The sequence below is a fragment of the Porphyromonas catoniae ATCC 51270 genome (assembly GCF_000565015.1).
GTDB classification, from domain to species: Bacteria; Bacteroidota; Bacteroidia; order Bacteroidales; family Porphyromonadaceae; genus Porphyromonas; species Porphyromonas catoniae.
Genome location: NZ_JDFF01000022.1, coordinates 151,307 through 170,800 on the forward strand (window position 1 = coordinate 151,307; position 19,494 = coordinate 170,800).

Consider the following 19,494-nt stretch of genomic DNA (forward strand, 5'->3'; position numbering starts at 1 on the left):
TAATTCTCTCTCACGACTTACCACAACTCATCGAAGCGAGTTACCACAACTCGTTACTGCGACTTGTGGTAACTCGTCACCCCCTCCTCGCAAGGCCCTGTAAATAGGGCATTGCACAGCCTATCTCTAAAGTGATATACTCTAGAGTAACACCCCGCCATTTCCCCTGTCCAAGCAAGGGAAAAACACAGAGAAAAAAGCTCCTGTTAGGGGAAGAATAGCTTTACGGAACGAAAGATGGCATCCCCCTCCGCAGGAAAGATCTGAACCCTTAGGAGAAAAAGCCCTCGCCTTGCCCCAACAAGCCGCGCAAGGAAGTCAAAAGGGCGAACTGATAGTTCAGTCAGCTGGTCGGAGGTCGTTTGTTTTTCACTTTGTACGATTAGACTGCCCGAGACGTCATAGAGACGCCAAGAATGCTGATAGTCAGGATGCGTAGTAAGCTCCTGCAGGAGGGCATGCAATGTCGTGGCTTTGTTATCACTCCGTCCTTCATCCTCCTCAGATGAGTCCGACCAACAGGAGTTGGGGCGTGCAGGGGTGGCATACCCTGCCTTAGCTCGTGCAGGTAGCCAGTTCTTATCTTCTCCATCGAGGAGAATATCCTTACGCTCCCAAGCGATCCCTCGCTTGCTCCGCAGTCCCTTGGGCAGGCGACTAACATCGTAGCTAAACCCATCAATGGTCTTCCCATCTCCGTCTATTAGCCCAATGACACCCGCCTTATTTAGCAGGCGAGGCAGAGCAACCTCCAGCACCTCCTCGGAGCCAAGCTGTGGATAGAGGCGAAGGAATTGCTGGGCGTCCTTCGTAAGGACAAGGAAGGCCTTCGACCCTAGGCTTTGGTCTGGGAACGCAAGTAGCTTAAAGCTATCAACATCCTTTCCCACCGCAAGGCGATAGGGCTGGAGACTAAGAGCTTCCTCCGTCGGGTTATACAACTCAATGTATTCACATCCATCCGTCTTCGGGGCAGACATCACCTCCGAGAAGATGATATGTTGCCCAGGGTGAGGATCGATACCTTGTGCTTGGGGCTCCTCATCGTCAGGGGAAGGTGGTGTGTCCTCCTTGGGGACTGGTGTAATCTTGGTACGGCTAAGTTCCCAAGCCTCATTATTGTTTGCCGAATAACCGCAGACCCAAGCAAAGGAATTAGACCTCACCAGATCTACCTTCGGCTCTTTTGCTACCCCTACTTTACCCCACACAAGAGGCTTCTTTGGGGAAGCAACATACAGCGTCCAACCCTCCTCCCTACTGTAGTCCACACGATAGTCCAGAGACGAAGGCTGAATACTCTCACCTCGCTCGTCTTCAATAAGCGTAGCCCCCTCTCTGCAACGAATGCGGGGCAAAGAACCCTCTGGCATGAGTTGCACAGAGAGCTGGACAAGAGAAAGCCCAGAATAACCACCCCCAAGGGCAAGTGCAACATAGTCGTACGTGTCGCCAGAGGAGGCAACACAGCAGAGTAGGATGTAGCTATAGTTGGCTTGTGAGAGGCGTGTACCCCAGGCTATACGCCCTGTAAAACTAGGTCTCTCGGGGAGCTGGGAAGAGGTGGAGAGTACGCTTAGCCCGCGAGCTTTAGGACGTGGGGCATGGAGCTGTATCTTACCCTCATGGATGGTGAAATGATTCCGATCAAGACGCCAATGCTCAGCTGAAGGCACCCCGTCCTGTGCAAGGTCAGGAGTCCATTCCTGCGCTCTCAGTATCTCGACAGAGAGCAGAAGGGGGAGGAGAGCAAGAAAAAGGTGACATGTGTGCAGGAGGTATCGGAGGCGTGTCATGGTCTTGTAAACAGGGGAGAGGAAAGATGGTGTAGAGGAGGCATAGAAAAAGGTCGTAGAGAGCAGAAGAGAGACAGACAGCTAGGCTATTCATCCCCATCGGGAATATCTCGAGGGGGGCGTGCCACACGTGGGTGAGCAGCATAGAGCTTTTTCAACTGCTCAAAGGACGTATGCGTATAGCGCACCGTTGTGGAGACCGAATTATGCCCCATCAGTTCACGAAGGAGCATCAAATCGCCACCCGAGTTGAGCATATCTGTTGCAAAGGAGTGGCGCAAGGCATGGGCTCCTCGGCGAGAGAGGTTGGGGACAGAGCGGAGCGCTTGATGCACAACGGAGTAAATTGCCTCGGGGCTCATCGCTTCTCCAGAGGACGATACGAGCAGGCTCTTTGTCAGCCCAAAGAGTTTCGTCCGCTCCTCACGCCACGCCTCGATCATCTGAGCCAGTCCTTCACCAAAGGGAACGATGCGCTCCTTTCGCCCCTTCCCCAAGACCTTGAGTTGGCGTAGCCCCGTATCGACATCGGCATCTACTAGGTGAGCGAGCTCCGAGCGACGAAGGCCACACTCGTAGAGGATCGAGAGGATGAGCTGGTCTCTCTGCCCACGCCAGTCGGTAGGCGTTACCACCTCATCGATAATCCGATTTACATCCTCGGTAGGCACATAGACAGGTAGAGGTTTGTCCGCCTTTGGTGGACGGAGAGCCTGGATGGGATTGACCTTGATGACCCCCAGCTTGAGTAAGTAACGATAGTAGCTTTTCAGTGAAGAGAGGTACTTCCCCACGGAGGAGGCCTTTGACCCCGTATCCAGCTTATGTGAGAGCCACCCACGTACGAGGTCAAGATCTTGCTGCGAAGGCACAAAAGGCTCTCCCTTCCTCGCCTCTACGTGAGCGAGGAAGGCCCAGAGATCCTTGCCATAATTCTCGATTGTCATCGGCGAGGCATCGACCTCAAAACGCAAGTAATCAAGAAACTCCTGTATGTGATTCATAGACGGCATCTGATGACGGGGAAAGGGCATCAATTAGCTCAAAAAGCGGGGCGACTTCCTAGCACCCGTTCTACAAGACCTACCCATCCAGCGGAGTGCATCTCTTATACCTAGCCTCACGCTACTTTAGGGAGCTAGCCGATGAATACCCCAGCTCCCATCCTCCTTTCGCTCGTAGAGGAAACGATCGTGTAGCCTACTATCACGCCCCTGCCAAAACTCTATACGCTCGGGTACTACTGCCCATCCCCCCCAGTTCTCTGGTCTCGGAACGGTCTGGCCTACGAAGCGTAAACTCTCGGCAGCAAACCGCATCATAATGTACTCTCGTGATGGTATAGGTTGGCTCTGTGGGGAGATACGTGCACCGACACGACTCTTATACGGGCGCATAGCAAAGTACGCATCACTCTCCTCAGGACTGAGGCGATGGATCTGCCCCTCGACATGTATCTGTCGCTCCAGCTCATGCCAGAGGAAGGTCAAGGCAACATGTGGATTGGCTGCGATTTGCCTCCCCTTACGGCTCTCATAATTGCTATAGAAGACAAACTGCCCATCCAGCACTTCCTTGAGTAGGACGGTACGTATACTTGGGCGACCTTCGGGTGTAGCTGTGCCAACCAACATCGCCGTGGGCTCATTCACTTGGGTCTCGATGGCTTGGTTCAGCCACTTCTCCACGAGCTCAAAGGGATCTTGGGGCAAGTCCCAACGGCTAAGGCTAAGGGAAGAATACTCCCTACGGATATTCTCTAGGTGGAGGTCTTTTGCCATTATCTATTAATGCGTCTGTTATTCCTTGCCTCGGAGGATGATGCACATACCACGCATTCCCTCCATAAGTAAGGGCAAATGTACGTCTTTCTCTCTGATCATCGCTGTTCCTCCCTCTCCGTCTCCCTTGTCCAGAGTGCCTCTGACTACCTCTCGGGAAGTAGCTCACCAGAGGGTCACATACGGAGGAGTTTTAGCCACGAAGGCATATCTCTATCTCCAACACTTACCCTTCCGACTATCCTACAGAATGCCATCCCTGATAGCATATCACGACTGAGGAGCATCGATTTTTCACTATCTTTGCGGAGGCCGAGTAGGCGGAGAGCCATCATACGCTCGGTATCGGGCCCTTGTAGTTCAACGGATAGAACAAGAATTTCCTAAATTTTAGATAGCAGTTCGATTCTGCTCGAGGGCACAACTACTCATTGCAATGCATTGAAGTAGAACATAAGGCAATGTGTCTAAAATTTAAGGCGGATACATTAGTGGACGAAATAAAGCCTTGGGGCTTGGCGTGCATATACACTCCAAACTCCAAGGCTGTTTTTTGTAGGTAGGCGTACTTTGTTCCTGTGAATGGGACGAAGATCACCCCGCTCTTAGTAAAAGTTGGCCTGATTGGCTAGCACAGCATCATCCAAGGCTTTATATAAGGACCCTCCTGAGAGACATTCTGCACTTTGTAGAAATCTGGGTAAAGCGCTCTCTAGGCAACTGAGACGTATAGCCTCAGGTAACATAAGGAAAAAGCAAATAGTTATACTCGTTCCTTCTTCGCCTTCGTTTCCTTCTTTGAGCCAGAGGTTACAGTCCCTGTTTCTAAGATGAAAACCTCAGATGCACAGTCGATTACAGGGATGGCAAGAGCTTTTGCCATCGTAACCTCTGAGAAGGGGTTTACTTCATGGTACATACTGATGAGCGTACCCTGCTGTCCATAGGCATACTCAATGCCCCCTATTGGAAATACTTTCTCAACGCAGTCACTCCAGACGAGGCGACCGACAATGTTCGATTGAAGGAACACCACATTAGCCACCTCCCATGGACGAACAGTTTGGATAGTACCATCTTCTGCATGAACGCGGAAGGTTGAGTCTACGATTACGACATCAATAGAAAGCTCATCCTTCAATGCTTCAAGGAGTATCGCACAAGATGGCACGGGCAGGTTGGATGGTTCCGTGGTGATTGCCCCAATATGGCTTGCCCCGAGCTGCTTACCCTCCGAGGAAGAACGCAACAGGTTGAATGCCTTTCGAGAAATCATCATGACAGCAGGTCGTAGACCTACACTTTCAGCGTCCTCAAGGACGACCCGCAGGTCAGAGAGAGGTTTTGCGCCATCTTCTGACCACCTCTTGCCCACGGTGAAAGTGTTCTCCTCCTTGTACCCAAAGTCTATACAAATGTGCTCCCCATTGCTATTCTCATTAGGTATAAGCGTAACCCCCGTAGAGAGACCTCGCAAGAAGATGATTTCCTTATCAACCTCAATGCCCTTAATACAGAGGTCAGCATTTCTCATCAGCATTTCTGCCACCTGCGCCTCGCTATTTCCAAGAGCAATCGCCACTTGTAGATCCTTGATATCGCTCTCTTTCTTGCGATAGGCTATTGTAAACTTAGGAATCGATGTCGCTCCCCAGAATGAAATCCTACTATTCAGAGGTATAGAGGAGACCATAGGTACATCACCCACAGAAACGCTACAACGAGAAATTGAAGGGCCATCCCATGAATCTTTGGTGGTATGCTCCTCGGTGAGCATCACCTTGTGCAGAAGCTTCGGCTGTGACCCTTCTGGCTTCCCGTTAATCAACTCGTAGATCCTCGCCACAGTAGGTCGAAGGTACTTGGCTACATACTCTCTAAAAATAGAAGCTGTCATATCTATCTCTTTTTTCTAGTTAGAAACACGACATAAGCATTACCTATCACCGGTGTGCTGTAGTGCTTGTTATCCTTCTTTAGGATGGTATGACCTACCAGCACCGTCTTTGTCTCTCCTGCAAGAAGAGACAGGTCTAAGGCTACGCCTCCTGGTATGTCAGTGGCATTTGGCATCTGCGCCTTAAGCAGCTCTATAATCTTCTGTAAGTCCATATTCATTTGCTAATTGGGTTGGTACTCATATATAGCGCATTATTTCAAAACGACAAAACAAAAAAAAGAGAAACACCCTCACTTTGCTATTATTATAAAAATATTCGTATCCTTGCGTTGTGGATATGGCACATAGCAACACAATATACCACCTTATGTATGGAGGAAGGCATTACTACTTTGGCTCGATAGCCTCTACCTACGAGATTTTTACCCCTGACGAGTTTGGGGTGTCTATCCACACCCTCTGGGCATACAAAATCATAGAGGAACACCCGTACATAGGAAAGAAGAGTGAAGTGCGAGGGGGAGAGATAAAACGAAAAACGAATAAAGCAAGATGATAGGTACAATAATCGGTGATATTGTAGGCTCTAGATTTGAGTTCCACAACACCAACAGTGTAGATTTTGAGCTATTCACACCTGAATGCTCATTCACCGACGACACTATATGTACGATAGCAGTAGCTGATGCTCTGCTTCGTGATGAAGATTTTGGAAAGGTTATACACGAATGGTGCAGGCGTTACCCCTGCCCAATGGGTGGCTATGGCGGTAGATTTGCACAGTGGGTACAATCAGATAGCCCTCAACCTTACGGTAGCTTCGGTAATGGATCCGCCATGCGAGTATCTCCCTGTGGGTATATTAGCAACCTAGATGATGCTCTGAGGCATGCCGAGGCCAGCGCAAGTTGTAGCCACAATCATCCCGAGGGCATACGTGGAGCAGTGGTTGTAGCTCATGCTATTTGGCTACTACGCCATGGGGCTAGCAAGGCTGATATACAGAAGCTCGCCGAAGAGGAGTATGGGTATGAAATCAGAGGCATAAGCGTTCCCAAGCTACAGAAAACAAATAGGTTTGACGAGACATGCCCTGGCACAATACCTCCAGCGTTCTGTTGTTTTCTCGAAAGTTCAAGTTTTGAGGACGCCATCCGAAAGGCCATATCCATAGGAGGGGATAGCGACACTATTGGTGCTATTGTAGGTGGACTTGCCGAGGCACACTATGGTGTCCCCGAAGCCATCCAACAGGAGGCGCTCACCTACCTACCCAAAGAAATGCAAATAACAATCAACCAATTTGAAATATGGCTACAAAAGAAGAACTAATCAAGCAATGTCGATACTACAAGGGGGAGAGCAAGAGTTATTCCCCTCCTCCCATACTCAGATAGACAGCTCATGGGATAAAACCCATGGGCTGTTTGTGTTTGAGGAAGTACGCTACCCTCTTTTGATAAAGTAAGCTCTGGGTGGCTAGGTATAGGGATGAACCCCTCGTCTAGCTACATTCCTATGATTGGAGGTGGGCCAAGGGCTGTACCCGACCTCTATCCCTCGGCACAGCACGACAGACAAGTAAGGCACCAATAAAAGCTCCCCCGCTATGCTCCTTAGAGAGACATAGCGGGGGAGTTTATTTAGTTTCAGTAGTGGAGGCTATTCAGCGCTCATCAGTACGATACGGTTCCAGACGTTTTCATCGTAGGGCTGGACGGTGTCACCCTTCCAGTCGAGCTTCAGACGATCACGTGAGATACCATACTTATTGACCAGCATGTCGGCTACAGCCTCTGCACGACGCTTAGATAGAGCCATGTTGTAGTCAGGCGTACCCGTCTGACGGTCAGCATACCCAACGAGCGTAATCGTCTCGGTATTGCTCTTAGCGTATTCAGCGATGTTGTAGACGTTGATTACCTGGTTGCGGTCGATGACAGCGCTGTTGATGCGGAAGTAGATCACATTCCCTACAACCTTAGGCGTAGCAGCTACAGGAGCCACAACGTCTGGGCAACGCTCTGGACGCTTAGCTAGCTCGGCATTCTCTGCACGAAGGCGGTTAAGCTCATCGTTGAGGCTAGCGATAAGTGCTGGATCGTTAGGCGTGATTGGATCGAAAGCCTTCTTACCGAGGTGGAAGGTCAGCGATGCACCTACCTGACCGATGAAGTCAGCTGTCCGGTCACCTGGCAGAGCTGTAGCGGGGAGCTTCAGGTCTGCTGCAGTCATCTTCCCTTCGACATTGAAGTCGATGACACGAGAGAGGCGGAACTTCAGCTGGAGACCACCATCTACCGTTGGGCTGAACTTCTTACGCTCTACCGTCCCCTGAGGGGTCTTGACGTTGGGCACGTATGCACCACCGATCCCTACGAAGGGGATAAGGTGGAAGACACGGTCCTCACGATAGGGCATGAAGTAGTTCGTGACATCGAAGAGGAAGTCAAGGTGTGCCCAACCATAGCGCACATCGTTGCGAGGATACTCTACGACATATGTAGGAGGGGCAGCTGGGCTAGGGCTAGGGATCATCCTCGTAGAGTAAGGGAAGTCATAGATGTTCCCACCCTGTAGCTGTAGGCGCATACCGAAGGCTGGGCTAATCCAACGACCAATACCAAGGTTAGGATTAACGAGACTGATGCGATCGCCAAACTTAGCGTGGCGGTTTGTACCTGCTAGGCTAATGGTAGCAGCATCACCTACCTCAAGGAACCAGTGAGCCGAAGCCTTATCCTTAGCGAAGGTCGTCTTATGAGCAGGCTGGTTGTTTTCCTGCGCATTCATTGCACCCGTAGCTACGAGCGTAGCCAGTGCAAGTGTTATAATATTCGTCTTCATTCTGTTTATTGTCTTGACTCGGGTGGTGATTACTTAGAGCGGATGATGACTACACGGTTCCAGCCCTGATTTGAGCTATAGGGTGCCTCGCCAGCTTCCTTCCATTCGACGGTGATCTTGTCAGAGGATACGCCGTACTGCTCAGTGAGGAGCTTAGCGACGGCACGTGCACGCTTCTCTGCAAGACCCTTGAAGCGAGTTTCGTTCTTAGCGATGTAGCCTGTCACGAGGAGCTCACCTTCACCCTTCTTAGCGAACTCAGCAGCATCGAAGACTGTGATCAGCTGATCCTTCGATACCGTAGCCTGACCCTGAGAGAAGAGGATCGACTTATCAGCTACGAAGCGATCGCTTACAGCCTCTGCAGGAGCTGCTAGCTCGTCTGCATCGGGACAGTGCTCAGGGCGCTTAGCTAGCTCAGCATTCTCTGCACGCAGAGCGTTAATCTGAGACTGGAGGCCATCGATGTACTCCTGATCAAGAGGCTCTACGACACGGAAGCCCTGACGACCAATATTGAAGCTCAAACCAGCTAGTGCAGACACACGGAAGGCGTTTGAATAGCCTAGGTTCTCGTAGTTACGAAGGTTCAGGCCGTTATACGTTGCTTCCCCTTCGAGGAAAAGGTTTACACGACGTGCCAGACGGAAGCTTAGCTGCAGGCCAGCGTTAGCCGTGAGGGCGTGTGCGTCCTGGAGCTTAGGCTCCTTGTTCTTGAACTTGTATTCGTACCCAACACCAACGTAAGGGATGAGGTGGAAGAAACGGTTCTCATTATAAGGCGAGAAGTAGTTTACGACATCAAACATGAAGTCATAATGTGCACCGAGGTAATAGTTCTCGTTGCGTGTGAAGGTCATGTCTTGATAGGTAAACGCCTGTCCGCCTAGCACCTTCAGACGGGTAGCATAGTAAGGGGTGTGCCACTTACCCAGGGCTACAGCTGCCGTGAAGGAGAGACGCTCCGTGAGGCTGGGATGGTTGTTCCCCTTCAGGAACATCGCACCTACACCTCCACCTAGAGAGATGAAGTAGTTTGCTCCAGGCTCATGCGAGAAGGCTTGACGATGAGCTGCTACCTCCGTAGAGGAGAGCTCCGTTTGGGCATTAGCGGAGAGTATGGTAGCTCCTGCTAGTGCAAGCACTGTGAACTTAAGTTTCATAATTGACTTATTCTAAAAATCGAGTTGATACTTTTTTTGCTTACAATCTCTAGCAAAGATAGAGATTTCTTTACACACATTGTAGCGATCTATACCTATTCATTCCTCTCCCTAGCTTCCTACATCTGACACGGATTATCCCTAAGCTCAGCTCTCCTATCCCTACAAGCATCACGAGGAACAACAAAGTCCACTCCCTCCTTAGTCCCATGTACTTTCCCTCCCAAACCGAAAGGAGAAGCCAACGGAACCCATACTAGGGGAAGAAAAAGACCCTTGCTAGGACTTCCTCTCAGACCCTTGCATGGGTGTCGCAGAGACCCTAGCAAGGGTTTCATGGCAGACGCAAATAGCCCCCAGAGAAGCTCCCTCGAAGGCTATTATAGCACAAGCATCGCACATCTTCGGGCAGGCTCTTGCCAGGAAGAATGGATGAGCATACTTGCTCCATTTATTATACGATAGTACCGAATTAATTATTTAGTTTAACTTTGCGATTAAATAAGGCAACTAATCATAAACGAAGACTCTAGTAGCCCCTTAGCCACAGATTGAGTATGAAGAAAGAAGAAAAGACCGAGGAGGAGATCCTCCTAGCTGCCGAGGAGCTCTTCCTCGAGCAGGGGTTCGCCCAGACAACGACCGCCCAGATCGCCCAGCGTGCGGGATGCAATAGTGCGCTGGTACATTACTACTACCGTACGAAGGAGAACCTCTTTGCACGGATCTTCGGGAGCAAGGTACAGCTCATGCTCCAGAACATATTCAGCTTCGACCGTCGGGATGAGACCTTCGAGGAGCGTATCACGAGACTCATCTCTGCCCACCTCTCTTTCCTTAGGGAGAACCCGCGCCTCGTCCCCTTCGTCCTCAAGGAGATACTCTTCTGCCCAGAGCGTGCGATCCCCTATGCGCAGGAGCTCTCTCGGGCTCGAGGTGAATTCCTACGCCACCTAGAGGAAGACCTGAGGGCAGAGCGTAGCGCAGGACGGATAGGCGATGTCCGTGGCGAGGCACTACTCAACCTCGTCGTCACACAGAATATCTCCTTCTTCATTCTAGCCACCTTCAAGCGGGCTGCCACTGGACACATTCTCCAGGACGCCGACTTTGACGCTCACTGCACAGAGCTTATCACTACAGTCCTAGCTCGGCTAAGACCCCAATAACCCTTATTATGGCACGTATCCTAACGAAGGCTCTTACCCTTGCCCTCCTTACGCTCCTCATCCCTAGAGCAGGCTCCGCACAGGAGCTCACCCTAGAGGAATGCTGGAGACGGGCCGAGGCGCACTACCCCCTGAGCCGGCAATATGCCCTCATCGAGCAGACCAAGGACTACAGCCTCTCCAACGCCAGCAAGCGTTACCATCCCCAGCTCACCCTCAACGCCAAGGCCTCCTACCAGTCTGAGGTCACTAAGATGCCCTTAGACTTTGCCTCCCTAGGTATCCCAATAAGCCTTCCCGAGGTAGAGCGTGACCAGTATGGGGTGACGATCGATGTCAGCCAGCTCCTCTGGGATGGGGGCAGGACAGCTGCTACCTGCGCCACCATAAACTCCGAGGCTGAGGTGAACCGAGCAGAGACAGATGTCTCCCTCTATGCCCTGAGGCGCAGGGTGAGCGAGATCTACTTCGCCCTACTCCTCCTCTCAGAGCAACAGAGCTACAACGACCTCTTCCACGAGGAGGTCCTACGCACCAAGCACAAGGTAGAGACCCTCATCAACGGAGGGGTAGCTACCTCCAGCGACCTAGACGCTGTGGAGGCAGATCGCATCCGCTCCGAGCGTACCCGTAGTGAGTACCTCGCCCTACGTCATAGCTACCTCGGAGCACTAAGCCTTCTCATGGGTGATACGCTCTCCGATAGCACCAAACTCCGATTCCCCACAGCAGAGATAGCCGAGCAGAAGCATAAGACTCGCCCTGAGCTCCATGTACTCGACCGACAGACCCAGGCACTGGATGCTCGGCGCAAGGAGCTATCCGCCTCCCTACTCCCCACTCTAGGACTCTTTGCCCAAGGGGGCTATGCTCGCCCCGGGCTCAACCTCCTAGACCGAGACTTCGCCCCCTACTACATCGTCGGAGCCCGTCTCTCTTGGTCTCTTGGGAATCTCTATACGCACCGCAACAACAAGCGTCTGCTCTCCACACAAGAGCGTAGTCTCGACCTAAAGCGTGAGACCTTCATCACAAACCAGCAGATAGAGATTACCAATAAGACAGGTGCGCTGGAGAAGGTACGGACACAGCTCCACTATGATAATGAGCTAATCGCCCTTCGTCGGCGTGTCTACAGCAGTTCAGTAGCAAAGATGGAGCATGGCACACTCTCGGGGGCAGACCTCATGCGTGACCTAACCCAAGTCCGTCTAGCTGAGCAGGAGAAAATCCTACACCAAGTACAGTATCTACAGCTCCTGTACGACCTTCGCTGGCTCTCAGGAGTATAGTATCCACCCCGTTTCAGACCCTTCACCCCCCACGCATTCCCTTCCTTGGTGATGTGTCTCCCTTCGCACCCGATACTTTAGGGTGCGTACTCCCCTCACGAGCCCCACAAGCCCATACTATATCTCCAAGTAACGACAACGACCCCATGAATAGACTTCTGTCACTAGTCCCCATCCTCGGCTTACTGCTCCCCATCACCGCCTGCTCGGGGAGGGACAACGAATATGACGCTACAGGTACCTTCGAGGCTACCGAGGTTACCGTATCTGCCAATGCCACGGGCGAGCTCCTCAGCCTTCGCCTGCAGGAGGGTGATACCCTCAAGGCAGGTGTCCCCGTAGGCCTCATCGACACCACCCAACTTCATCTGAGGAAGATGCAGCTCTACTCCTCTATCCATGCCCTCGGAGGGAGACGCTCCAACATCCCCGTGCAGATCGCCTCCCTACGTGAGCAGATCGCCGTACAGCGACGAGAGCTCACCCGCTTCACCGAGCTACAGCGTGCAGGGGCAGCCACCACGAAGCAGGTCGATGACCTCTCCGCACAACTCTCCGTCCTAGAGCGTCAGCTCTCTGCCCAGACCGAAGCCTTAGGGAGGGGGAACCAAGGACTCAGCAATGAGGCCTCCACCCTCAGCGTACAAGTACAGCAAGTCGAGGACGAGATCAGGAAGTCCGTCCTCAAGAGCCCCATCGATGGCGTCGTACTCGCCAAGTATTCCGAGGCAGGAGAGCTAGCTGTACGAGGACGTGCACTCTTTCGGGTAGCCGATCTCAGGCTGGTGTACCTCAGAGCCTACGTAGATGCCAGCCAACTGACCCAGCTACGACTAGGGCAGGAGGTCTCCGTCTATGCCGATGCAGGTAGGGATGAGCGCAGGCTGTACAAGGGGCATATCAGCTGGATCTCCGAGAAAGCGGAGTTCACGCCGAAGACCATACAGACACGTGACGAGCGAGCCAACCTCGTCTATGCCATCAAGGTCTCCGTAGCCAATGATGGACTGATTAAGCTAGGGATGTATGCAGAGGTACGCTTCTGATCACCAAGAGCCCAGCATCGTGATCGAAGGGCTAGCGAAGAGCTTCGGCCAGCTAGAGGCCGTGCATCCGCTCTCGCTCTCTATCGGTCATGGCGAACTCTTTGGGCTCATCGGCCCCGATGGTGCAGGCAAGACCACACTCCTGCGCATGCTCACCTCTCTCCTACTGCCGACTGCCGGAAGAGCGAGCGTAGAGGGACTAGATGTGGTGCGTGACTACCGAGCCCTTCGCCTCATCCTAGGCTATATGCCGGGGCGATTCTCCCTCTACCAAGATCTGACTGTACGGGAGAACCTCGAGTTCTTTGCCTCCGTCTTCGGCACTACCGTCACGGAGGGTTATAGCCTCATCCGAGATATCTATATGCAGATCGAGTGGTTCGAGGGGCGACGGGCAGGCAAGCTCTCGGGGGGTATGAAGCAGAAGCTCGCCCTATCGTGCGCCCTGATCCACCGCCCACGGGTGCTCTTCCTCGATGAGCCTACGACGGGGGTAGACCCCGTGTCACGTAGGGAGTTCTGGGATATGCTCCAGAGACTCCAGCAGCAGGGGCTCACGATCATGGTCTCCACTCCCTATATGGATGAGGCTTCTCGCTGTGGACGTATTGCCCTCATGCAGTCTGGGCATATCCTGCAGGTGGATAGTCCCGAGGGGATTAAGGCAAGCTACCCACACACCCTCTGGGCAGTACGTAGTGAGCGTATGATCCCCCTACTCACAGACCTAAGGCAGAGTCCCGAGGTAGAGACCGCCTATACCTTTGGCGAGAGCTACCACGTCACACTGCGTACAGGTAGCCAAGGGGTAGAGGCTCTGCGCTCCTCCCTACATCGTGCAGGGCATACCAGCGTATCTATAGAGCAGATTAGCCCCTCGGTGGAGGACTGCTTCATGGCTTTACATCCGAGTGCATCATGAGCGAACTTAGAGAAACAATGGGCGAGGAGGTAATTGTAGCCCGAGATCTGCGCAAGAGCTTTGGAGACTTCCACGCTGTCGATGGGATTAGCTTTGAGGTTAAGAGGGCCGAGATCTTTGGCTTCCTCGGGGCGAATGGTGCAGGCAAGACAACGGCTATGCGCATGCTCACGGGGCTTAGCAAGCCGACCTCTGGCGAAGGGCGTGTGGCAGGCTACGACATCACCCGTGAAGCCGAGCAAGTGAAGAAGCACATCGGCTATATGAGCCAGCGCTTCTCGCTCTATGAGGATCTGCGTGTGTGGGAGAACCTCCGCCTCTACGGGGGTATCTACGGCATGTCACAGCAGCTCATACGTGAGCGGACAGAGCAGCTCCTCACGAGTCTTAGCTTCGAGGCTAGACGAGACACCCTCGTACGAGACCTCCCTCTAGGCTGGAGGCAGAAGCTCGCCTTCTCCGTAGCAGTCTTCCATGAGCCCGAGGTGGTCTTCCTCGATGAACCTACGGGAGGTGTCGATCCCGTGACCCGAAGGCAGTTTTGGGAGCTCATCTACGCTGCTAGCCAGAGGGGTATCACGGTCTTCGTCACCACGCACTATATGGATGAGGCAGAGTACTGCGATCGGGTATCCATCATGGTCGATGGGCGTATTGATGCCCTAGATAGCCCGAGTGCACTCAGAGAGACCTATGGGGTCGCCTCCATGGAAGAGGTATTCCAGCGCTTAGCCCGTGGGGCTAAGCGCTCAGACAGCTAAGAGCCCTTTCCCCCACGACTCTAATCAGATAAGACAATGAAGCAGTTCCTAGCCTTTGTCCTCAAGGAGTGCAAGCATATAGCCCGAGACCGCTGGACGCTCCTCATCCTGCTGGGGATCCCCATAGCGCAGATCTTGCTCTTCGGGTTCGCTATCACCACCGAGGTGCGTAGTACTCCCGTCGCCGTCTATGCCTCCTCGGGGCAGACTGCGAGGGAGATCATAGCCCAGCTAGATGCCAGCCCCTACTTCGTCGTGACTCATGAGGTGGGAAGCCCAAGCGAGGTGGATAGCCTCTTCCGTTGCGGAGCGATACGGCTCGCCATTGCCTTCTCCCCTGAGTTTGATAGTGACCTTCATCAGACGGGAGAGGCTAAGATCCAGCTCATCGCCGACGGCTCAGACCCTAACCAAGCACGTACCATCATCGGCTATGCCACAGCCGTCCTCTCCTCCTACCAAGAGCGTCTACTCAAGGAGCACCGAGCACCCGTACTCATCCAAGCTGAGACCCGTATGCTCTACAACCCTCAGGCAAAGAGTGCCTACCACTTCGTCCCAGGGGTGATGGGTATCATCCTCACGCTCATCTGCGCGATGATGACGGCTATCGCTATTGTACGAGAGCGAGAGATGGGGACCATGGAGGTCTTGCTGGCCTCTCCTATACGCCCCCTCTACATCATTCTTGCCAAGGCTGTACCCTACTTCGCCCTCTCGCTGGTGGATCTCATCAGCATCTTGCTCCTCTCTGCCTTTGTCCTCGACGTACCTATCGAGGGGAGTCTCTTCCTGCTCTTCGGAGTATCGATGCTCTATATCCTCCTTGCCCTATCGCTAGGGCTCATGATCTCCACCCTCGTAGAGAGTCAGGTGGCCGCCATGCTCTCCTCGGGGATGGCGCTGATGGCTCCGACGATGATCTTCTCGGGGCTGATGTTCCCGATCGAGAGCATGCCCGTCGTCCTGCAGTGGGTATCGACACTCATGCCTGCACGCTGGTACATCGCTGCTATGCGCAAGATTATGATCCAAGGGGCCAGCCTCGTGCATGTCGAGACGGAGATCCTTGCCCTCACACTGATGACGAGTGTCCTCATCCTCGTGAGCCTATATAAGTTTAAGACCCGACTAGAATAAAGCACCATGCTACGCTACCTACTGGAGAAGGAGTTCAAGCAGATCCTGCGTCATCGCTTCCTCCCACGTGTCATCCTCTTCATGCCCTTCATGATGCTCGGAGTCCTGCCCTTCGCTGCCAACCAAGAGGTCAAGGAGGTGCGTGTGGCCGTCCTAGACAACGACCACAGCACGACTAGCCGAAGGCTCATCGAGAAGGTCAAAGGCTCGGGCTACTTCCAGCTCGTCGCCCTACCGAAGAGCCACCAAGAGGCACTCCAAGGGGTGGAGGCAGGAGAGACCGACATCATACTAGAGCTCCCACGTGACCTGGAGAAAGCAATCGTACAAGGAGAGGGGAGCCAAGTCTTACTCGCTGCCAATGCCGTCAATGGCACTCGTGGTATCCTTGGCTCTACCTATCTCTCCAGCGTGCTGCATGACTATGCCTCCGAGCTGAGGCAGGCAGGTGTAGGGAGCGCAGAGAGGGGAGCGTACACAGCCCTCCCTACGTTCACCCTGCAGAGCCAATACCAGTTCAATCCCCATCTGGACTACAAAGCCTTTATGGTGCCGGGCTTGATGGTGATGCTTCTGACAATGCTCACGGGCTTCCTCCCTGCACTAAATATCGTCGGGGAGAAGGAGACGGGCACAATCGAGCAGATGAATGTGAGCCCCGTCCGCCCCTGGACACTGATTCTAAGTAAGCTCATCCCCTACTGGACACTCGGGCTCTTCGTCCTCATGCTGGCTATGGGCTTGGCAGCAACACTCTTCGGACTTACCCCAGCTGGAGGGATCGGCAACATCCTTGCCTTCACCCTGCTATACCTGCTGGTGATGTCGGGGCTGGGGATATGTGTGTCGAATATTGCAGGGACGATGCAGCAGGCGATGTTCGTCATGTACTTCTTCATGATGCTCTTCTTCCTAATGAGTGGACTCTTCACCCCCATCACGAGTATGCCCCAGTGGGCACAGATGCTGACCTACCTCAATCCCCTACGTTACTTCGTCCAAGCGATGCGAAGCATTTACCTCAAGGGGAGTGGGCTCATGGATCTACTCCCACAGCTCGGCGCACTCGCCGTCTATGCCCTAGCCTCCTGCTCCCTAGCCCTCCTCTCCTACCGCAAGAGGAGCTAAGGGAGAAATGTAGCTCTCCCAATAGGCAAGTTCGGGATACGCTCCTCCACCTTCTCAGAGATAACTCATAACACACTCACATTAAACAAAATACAACGGGTAGAAACATGAGAAATAACGAGTTACCATAAGTCGTCACGAAGAGTTATGGTAACTCATGTCAAAGAGTTGTGGTAATTCGTCGAAGAGAGTTATAGTAACTCGTTACAACGACTTATGGTAACTCGTTGCATCCCCTTCTCCAGCTCTTTATCTAGGGCATTTGTGTTGGATAATTATTTCTGAAGAAGAGGACAAAAGAATAGACGGGGAACTTTCCCAGCCTTAGTATAGGAAACAACATAGCCCTCGGAGACTACTCTCCGAGGGCTATGTTCTGCTATGCTTTACTGAGGGTTCCTACAACTCTACAGTGTAGGTGACCACATCACCTGACTGAGGATAGAAGCCTCGTAGGATAAGAATCGAGGTGGTGCGACGTGCCGTCTTACCCTTGACGGGTGAGATGGACTTATTGAGGTCTGAGATGCTACGCAGGGGGTTATCGTTAGCCGTGAGGAGGATGAACCCTTCGCGTATCCCCGCATTCTTCAGTGCACCCGAGCGGAGAGACTCGACAACGAGTCCATAGGACAGTCCGTAGGAACGGCGAGCATCCGCCTCTAGAGGGCGAAGTGTAGCCCCAAGTCGTGCATCCAGCGTAGAGGTCTGCTTGATGATGGAGGAGCCTCCCTCCATGTTTCTAAGCGTTACCTTAAAGGTCTTGTCAGCCCCCTTGCGGTTTACCTGTACATCAATCTTATCCCCAGGACGGAAGCGAGAGAGCTGCTCCTGTAGCTGCCCAAAGCTCGAGATCTTATGCCCAGCAATCGCCGTAATCACATCACCCTTCTCAATACCTGCAGCAAGGGCGGCACTGATTTCTGCAAAGTCAGCGACATAGAAGCCCTCATTGACCTTTAGCCCCTCCTTCTGCACCAATTCTGAGGTGACTTCACTACCTACGACACCGAGGACACCACGCTGTACAGTACCATACTTCTTGATGTCGGAGACTACCTTGGCTGCGATATTGATGGGCACGGCGAACGAGTAGCCGGCATAGTTACCCGTCTGCGAATAAATCATCGTGTTGATCCCGACGAGCTCACCAGAGGCATTGACCAGCGCACCACCACTGTTACCGGGATTAACAGCTGCATCGGTCTGGATGAAGGCACTTACCTCCAGCTGATCACCAGCGGAAGCCGTAGAGCGCGACTTCGCACTCACGATACCCGCTGTGACGGTACTGGTGAGGTTAAAGGGATTCCCTACGGCCAGCACCCACTCACCGAGGCGAAGGTTATCCGAATTGCCGAAGGGAATCGTGGGAAAGTCCGAACCTTCAATCTTCAGCAGGGCAATATCCGAGCCAGAGTCAGCACCTACGAGCTTGGCCTTGAAGGTGCGATTATCATTCAATGTCACCTTAATTTCATCCCCTCCGTCTACAACGTGGTTATTCGTCATGATGTAGCCATCGTTGCTGATGATCACACCTGAGCCATAGCCCACGACGGGCTGACTGCGACGGCTGCTATTGCGAGGGTCTCCACCGAAGAAGAACTCAAAGGGATCCATCATCTGCTGCTGCTCCACACGCTGCTCCTTCTGCACCTTGATATGCACCACAGCCTTGACCGAAGCCTCAGCAGCAGGGGTGAGATCTGGAGCAGATCCAATCGGACGCTGCCCCACGGAGAGTGCTGCATTCTGGAAGCCATAATCCGAAGCCGAAAGCGTAGCCTCCGTACCGCTTACCTCCGAGGAAGCCCTCCCCGAAGGGGTACCATTCTTCATCACATGCACCGTTGTAGCCGATGCCACAACACTCACAGCGACCAGTCCTAGTGTCGCTGCGACATTCTTCCACACTTTGCTCATACGATACGAGTTATATTGTCTAATGATTATCTTGCTGAGGGAATGCGAGGTCTTACCCCACAAAGAGTCACGCCTCTATAACGCCCCCCTCAGCTCCTAATGTATATTCTTTTACAACACTTGTATTTTATAGGAAACAAAGAATATGCCAAAGTTTAATCGTTTGTTCCTCTGCTCTAACACTTCATCCCCCAGAACAAGCATCGCAATGATACATAGCACCGGTAGAGCAAAGACTGAATAGTTAAAGCATGCTAGAGACATATCAAGGTAAAGAATGGATGGGGTATAAAAAATCAGCGAGCAAGGAAGACCTTACTCGCTGATGATGTATTGGTAATTTATAGACCTCAAGAGGTCAATAGGAAGTGGAGAATAACGGATTCGAACCGTTGACCCCCTGCGTGCAAAGCAGGTGCTCTAGCCAGCTGAGCTAATCCCCCATGGTAAGTCACTTAAGTAGTCCCAGGCAGATTTGAACTGCCGACCTCTACATTATCAGTGTAGCGCTCTAACCAACTGAGCTATAGGACTGTCTTAGGACTTCTAAGAATAGATGAGAATAATAAAAGATATGACATCAGAAGGTAGCACAATCGCAAGAGAGAAAGCCTAACTCATCG

15 protein-coding genes, 3 tRNA genes and 1 pseudogene are annotated in these 19,494 nt (G+C 52.7%); 9 read left to right on the plus strand and 10 right to left on the minus strand.

Going from position 1 to position 19,494, the window contains the following annotated elements:
- Nucleotides 1–206: 206 nt before the first annotated feature.
- From HMPREF0636_RS06185 to pdxH, 3 genes are all read right to left on the minus strand, one after another.
- Entirely contained in the window at nucleotides 207–1,796 is a 1,590-nt protein-coding gene (locus HMPREF0636_RS06185; protein ID WP_044169179.1) for a lamin tail domain-containing protein, read from the minus strand.
- Nucleotides 1,797–1,882: 86 nt separating this feature from the next.
- Nucleotides 1,883–2,800, minus strand: coding sequence for a tyrosine-type recombinase/integrase (locus tag HMPREF0636_RS06190; RefSeq protein WP_044169180.1), 918 nt, complete (start codon nucleotides 2,798–2,800; stop codon nucleotides 1,883–1,885).
- A 126-nt stretch (nucleotides 2,801–2,926) separates the two neighbouring features.
- Nucleotides 2,927–3,577, minus strand: coding sequence for a pyridoxamine 5'-phosphate oxidase (gene pdxH, locus HMPREF0636_RS06195; protein ID WP_044169181.1), 651 nt, complete (start codon nucleotides 3,575–3,577; stop codon nucleotides 2,927–2,929).
- Between the two features lie 349 nt (nucleotides 3,578–3,926).
- On the opposite strand from pdxH, the gene HMPREF0636_RS06200 reads away from it, so the two are divergent.
- Nucleotides 3,927–3,998: transfer RNA gene (locus tag HMPREF0636_RS06200), tRNA-Arg, on the plus strand.
- Nucleotides 3,999–4,340: 342 nt separating this feature from the next.
- Here HMPREF0636_RS06200 and HMPREF0636_RS06205 read toward each other — a convergent pair.
- Together HMPREF0636_RS06205 and HMPREF0636_RS06210 are read right to left on the minus strand one after the other, a co-directional pair.
- Complete coding sequence (locus tag HMPREF0636_RS06205) at nucleotides 4,341–5,474, minus strand: major capsid protein (protein WP_044169183.1); 1,134 nt, start codon at nucleotides 5,472–5,474, stop codon at nucleotides 4,341–4,343.
- A gap of 2 nt (nucleotides 5,475–5,476) precedes the next feature.
- Nucleotides 5,477–5,689 (minus strand): hypothetical protein, encoded by a 213-nt coding sequence (locus HMPREF0636_RS06210; protein WP_155807303.1) that lies wholly within the window; start codon nucleotides 5,687–5,689, stop codon nucleotides 5,477–5,479.
- A gap of 340 nt (nucleotides 5,690–6,029) precedes the next feature.
- On the opposite strand from HMPREF0636_RS06210, the gene HMPREF0636_RS06220 reads away from it, so the two are divergent.
- Nucleotides 6,030–6,809: an ADP-ribosylglycohydrolase family protein gene (locus HMPREF0636_RS06220; RefSeq protein ID WP_044169186.1), complete on the plus strand. Its 780-nt coding sequence runs from the start codon at nucleotides 6,030–6,032 to the stop codon at nucleotides 6,807–6,809.
- A 330-nt stretch (nucleotides 6,810–7,139) separates the two neighbouring features.
- On the opposite strand, the gene HMPREF0636_RS06225 is transcribed toward HMPREF0636_RS06220, so the two are convergent.
- On the minus strand, nucleotides 7,140–8,324 hold the full coding sequence (locus HMPREF0636_RS06225; RefSeq protein ID WP_044169187.1) for an OmpA family protein: 1,185 nt from the start codon (nucleotides 8,322–8,324) through the stop codon (nucleotides 7,140–7,142).
- 29 nt (nucleotides 8,325–8,353) lie between these two features.
- The gene (locus HMPREF0636_RS06230) at nucleotides 8,354–9,487 is read right to left on the minus strand and encodes an OmpA family protein (RefSeq protein ID WP_044169189.1); all 1,134 of its coding nucleotides are present in this window, start codon (nucleotides 9,485–9,487) and stop codon (nucleotides 8,354–8,356) included.
- A gap of 557 nt (nucleotides 9,488–10,044) precedes the next feature.
- Here HMPREF0636_RS06230 and HMPREF0636_RS08255 point away from each other — a divergent pair.
- From HMPREF0636_RS08255 to HMPREF0636_RS06265, 7 genes and pseudogenes are all read left to right on the plus strand, one after another.
- Entirely contained in the window at nucleotides 10,045–10,656 is a 612-nt protein-coding gene (locus HMPREF0636_RS08255) for a TetR/AcrR family transcriptional regulator (protein ID WP_052328774.1), read from the plus strand.
- An 8-nt stretch (nucleotides 10,657–10,664) separates the two neighbouring features.
- The gene (locus tag HMPREF0636_RS06240) at nucleotides 10,665–11,948 is read left to right on the plus strand and encodes a TolC family protein (protein ID WP_052328775.1); all 1,284 of its coding nucleotides are present in this window, start codon (nucleotides 10,665–10,667) and stop codon (nucleotides 11,946–11,948) included.
- Nucleotides 11,949–12,094: 146 nt separating this feature from the next.
- A complete protein-coding gene (locus tag HMPREF0636_RS06245) occupies nucleotides 12,095–12,994 on the plus strand; it encodes an HlyD family secretion protein (RefSeq protein WP_044169191.1) in 900 nt (299 codons plus the stop codon).
- Nucleotides 12,975–13,916 carry an ABC transporter ATP-binding protein gene (locus HMPREF0636_RS06250; RefSeq protein WP_044169192.1) on the plus strand — a complete coding sequence of 314 codons (942 nt, stop codon included), beginning with the start codon at nucleotides 12,975–12,977 and terminating at the stop codon, nucleotides 13,914–13,916. The genes HMPREF0636_RS06245 and HMPREF0636_RS06250 overlap by 20 nt, the downstream gene beginning before the upstream one ends.
- Nucleotides 13,883–14,677, plus strand: a pseudogene (locus HMPREF0636_RS06255) (ABC transporter ATP-binding protein); the annotation flags it as partial. The gene HMPREF0636_RS06250 and the pseudogene HMPREF0636_RS06255, both read left to right, overlap by 34 nt.
- Before the next feature lie 36 nt (nucleotides 14,678–14,713).
- A complete protein-coding gene (locus tag HMPREF0636_RS06260; protein WP_044169194.1) occupies nucleotides 14,714–15,817 on the plus strand; it encodes an ABC transporter permease in 1,104 nt (367 codons plus the stop codon).
- A gap of 6 nt (nucleotides 15,818–15,823) precedes the next feature.
- Entirely contained in the window at nucleotides 15,824–16,945 is a 1,122-nt protein-coding gene (locus HMPREF0636_RS06265) for an ABC transporter permease (RefSeq protein ID WP_044169196.1), read from the plus strand.
- A gap of 399 nt (nucleotides 16,946–17,344) precedes the next feature.
- Here the strand turns inward: HMPREF0636_RS06265 and HMPREF0636_RS06270 are convergent, their stop codons facing one another.
- The 3 genes from HMPREF0636_RS06270 to HMPREF0636_RS06280 all read right to left on the minus strand — a co-directional run bounded on the left by HMPREF0636_RS06270 (nucleotide 17,345) and on the right by HMPREF0636_RS06280 (nucleotide 19,405).
- The gene (locus tag HMPREF0636_RS06270; protein WP_044169198.1) at nucleotides 17,345–18,871 is read right to left on the minus strand and encodes a Do family serine endopeptidase; all 1,527 of its coding nucleotides are present in this window, start codon (nucleotides 18,869–18,871) and stop codon (nucleotides 17,345–17,347) included.
- Nucleotides 18,872–19,240: 369 nt separating this feature from the next.
- Nucleotides 19,241–19,314 (minus strand) — tRNA-Ala (locus HMPREF0636_RS06275).
- Between the two features lie 17 nt (nucleotides 19,315–19,331).
- Nucleotides 19,332–19,405: transfer RNA gene (locus HMPREF0636_RS06280), tRNA-Ile, on the minus strand.
- Between the last annotated feature and the right edge of the window lie 89 nt (nucleotides 19,406–19,494).

What these genes read in the sequence shown, in the direction of transcription:
- HMPREF0636_RS06185 (WP_044169179.1), bottom strand. Translation starts at nt 1,796, where the DNA reads ATGACACGCCTCCGATACCTCCTGCACACATGTCACCTTTTTCTTGCT.
- HMPREF0636_RS06190 (WP_044169180.1), bottom strand. Translation starts at nt 2,800, where the DNA reads ATGAATCACATACAGGAGTTTCTTGATTACTTGCGTTTTGAGGTCGAT.
- pdxH (WP_044169181.1), bottom strand. Translation starts at nt 3,577, where the DNA reads ATGGCAAAAGACCTCCACCTAGAGAATATCCGTAGGGAGTATTCTTCC.
- HMPREF0636_RS06205 (WP_044169183.1), bottom strand. Translation starts at nt 5,474, where the DNA reads ATGACAGCTTCTATTTTTAGAGAGTATGTAGCCAAGTACCTTCGACCT.
- HMPREF0636_RS06210 (WP_155807303.1), bottom strand. Translation starts at nt 5,689, where the DNA reads ATGGACTTACAGAAGATTATAGAGCTGCTTAAGGCGCAGATGCCAAAT.
- HMPREF0636_RS06220 (WP_044169186.1), top strand. Translation starts at nt 6,030, where the DNA reads ATGATAGGTACAATAATCGGTGATATTGTAGGCTCTAGATTTGAGTTC.
- HMPREF0636_RS06225 (WP_044169187.1), bottom strand. Translation starts at nt 8,324, where the DNA reads ATGAAGACGAATATTATAACACTTGCACTGGCTACGCTCGTAGCTACG.
- HMPREF0636_RS06230 (WP_044169189.1), bottom strand. Translation starts at nt 9,487, where the DNA reads ATGAAACTTAAGTTCACAGTGCTTGCACTAGCAGGAGCTACCATACTC.
- HMPREF0636_RS08255 (WP_052328774.1), top strand. Translation starts at nt 10,045, where the DNA reads ATGAAGAAAGAAGAAAAGACCGAGGAGGAGATCCTCCTAGCTGCCGAG.
- HMPREF0636_RS06240 (WP_052328775.1), top strand. Translation starts at nt 10,665, where the DNA reads ATGGCACGTATCCTAACGAAGGCTCTTACCCTTGCCCTCCTTACGCTC.
- HMPREF0636_RS06245 (WP_044169191.1), top strand. Translation starts at nt 12,095, where the DNA reads ATGAATAGACTTCTGTCACTAGTCCCCATCCTCGGCTTACTGCTCCCC.
- HMPREF0636_RS06250 (WP_044169192.1), top strand. Translation starts at nt 12,975, where the DNA reads ATGCAGAGGTACGCTTCTGATCACCAAGAGCCCAGCATCGTGATCGAA.
- HMPREF0636_RS06260 (WP_044169194.1), top strand. Translation starts at nt 14,714, where the DNA reads ATGAAGCAGTTCCTAGCCTTTGTCCTCAAGGAGTGCAAGCATATAGCC.
- HMPREF0636_RS06265 (WP_044169196.1), top strand. Translation starts at nt 15,824, where the DNA reads ATGCTACGCTACCTACTGGAGAAGGAGTTCAAGCAGATCCTGCGTCAT.
- HMPREF0636_RS06270 (WP_044169198.1), bottom strand. Translation starts at nt 18,871, where the DNA reads ATGAGCAAAGTGTGGAAGAATGTCGCAGCGACACTAGGACTGGTCGCT.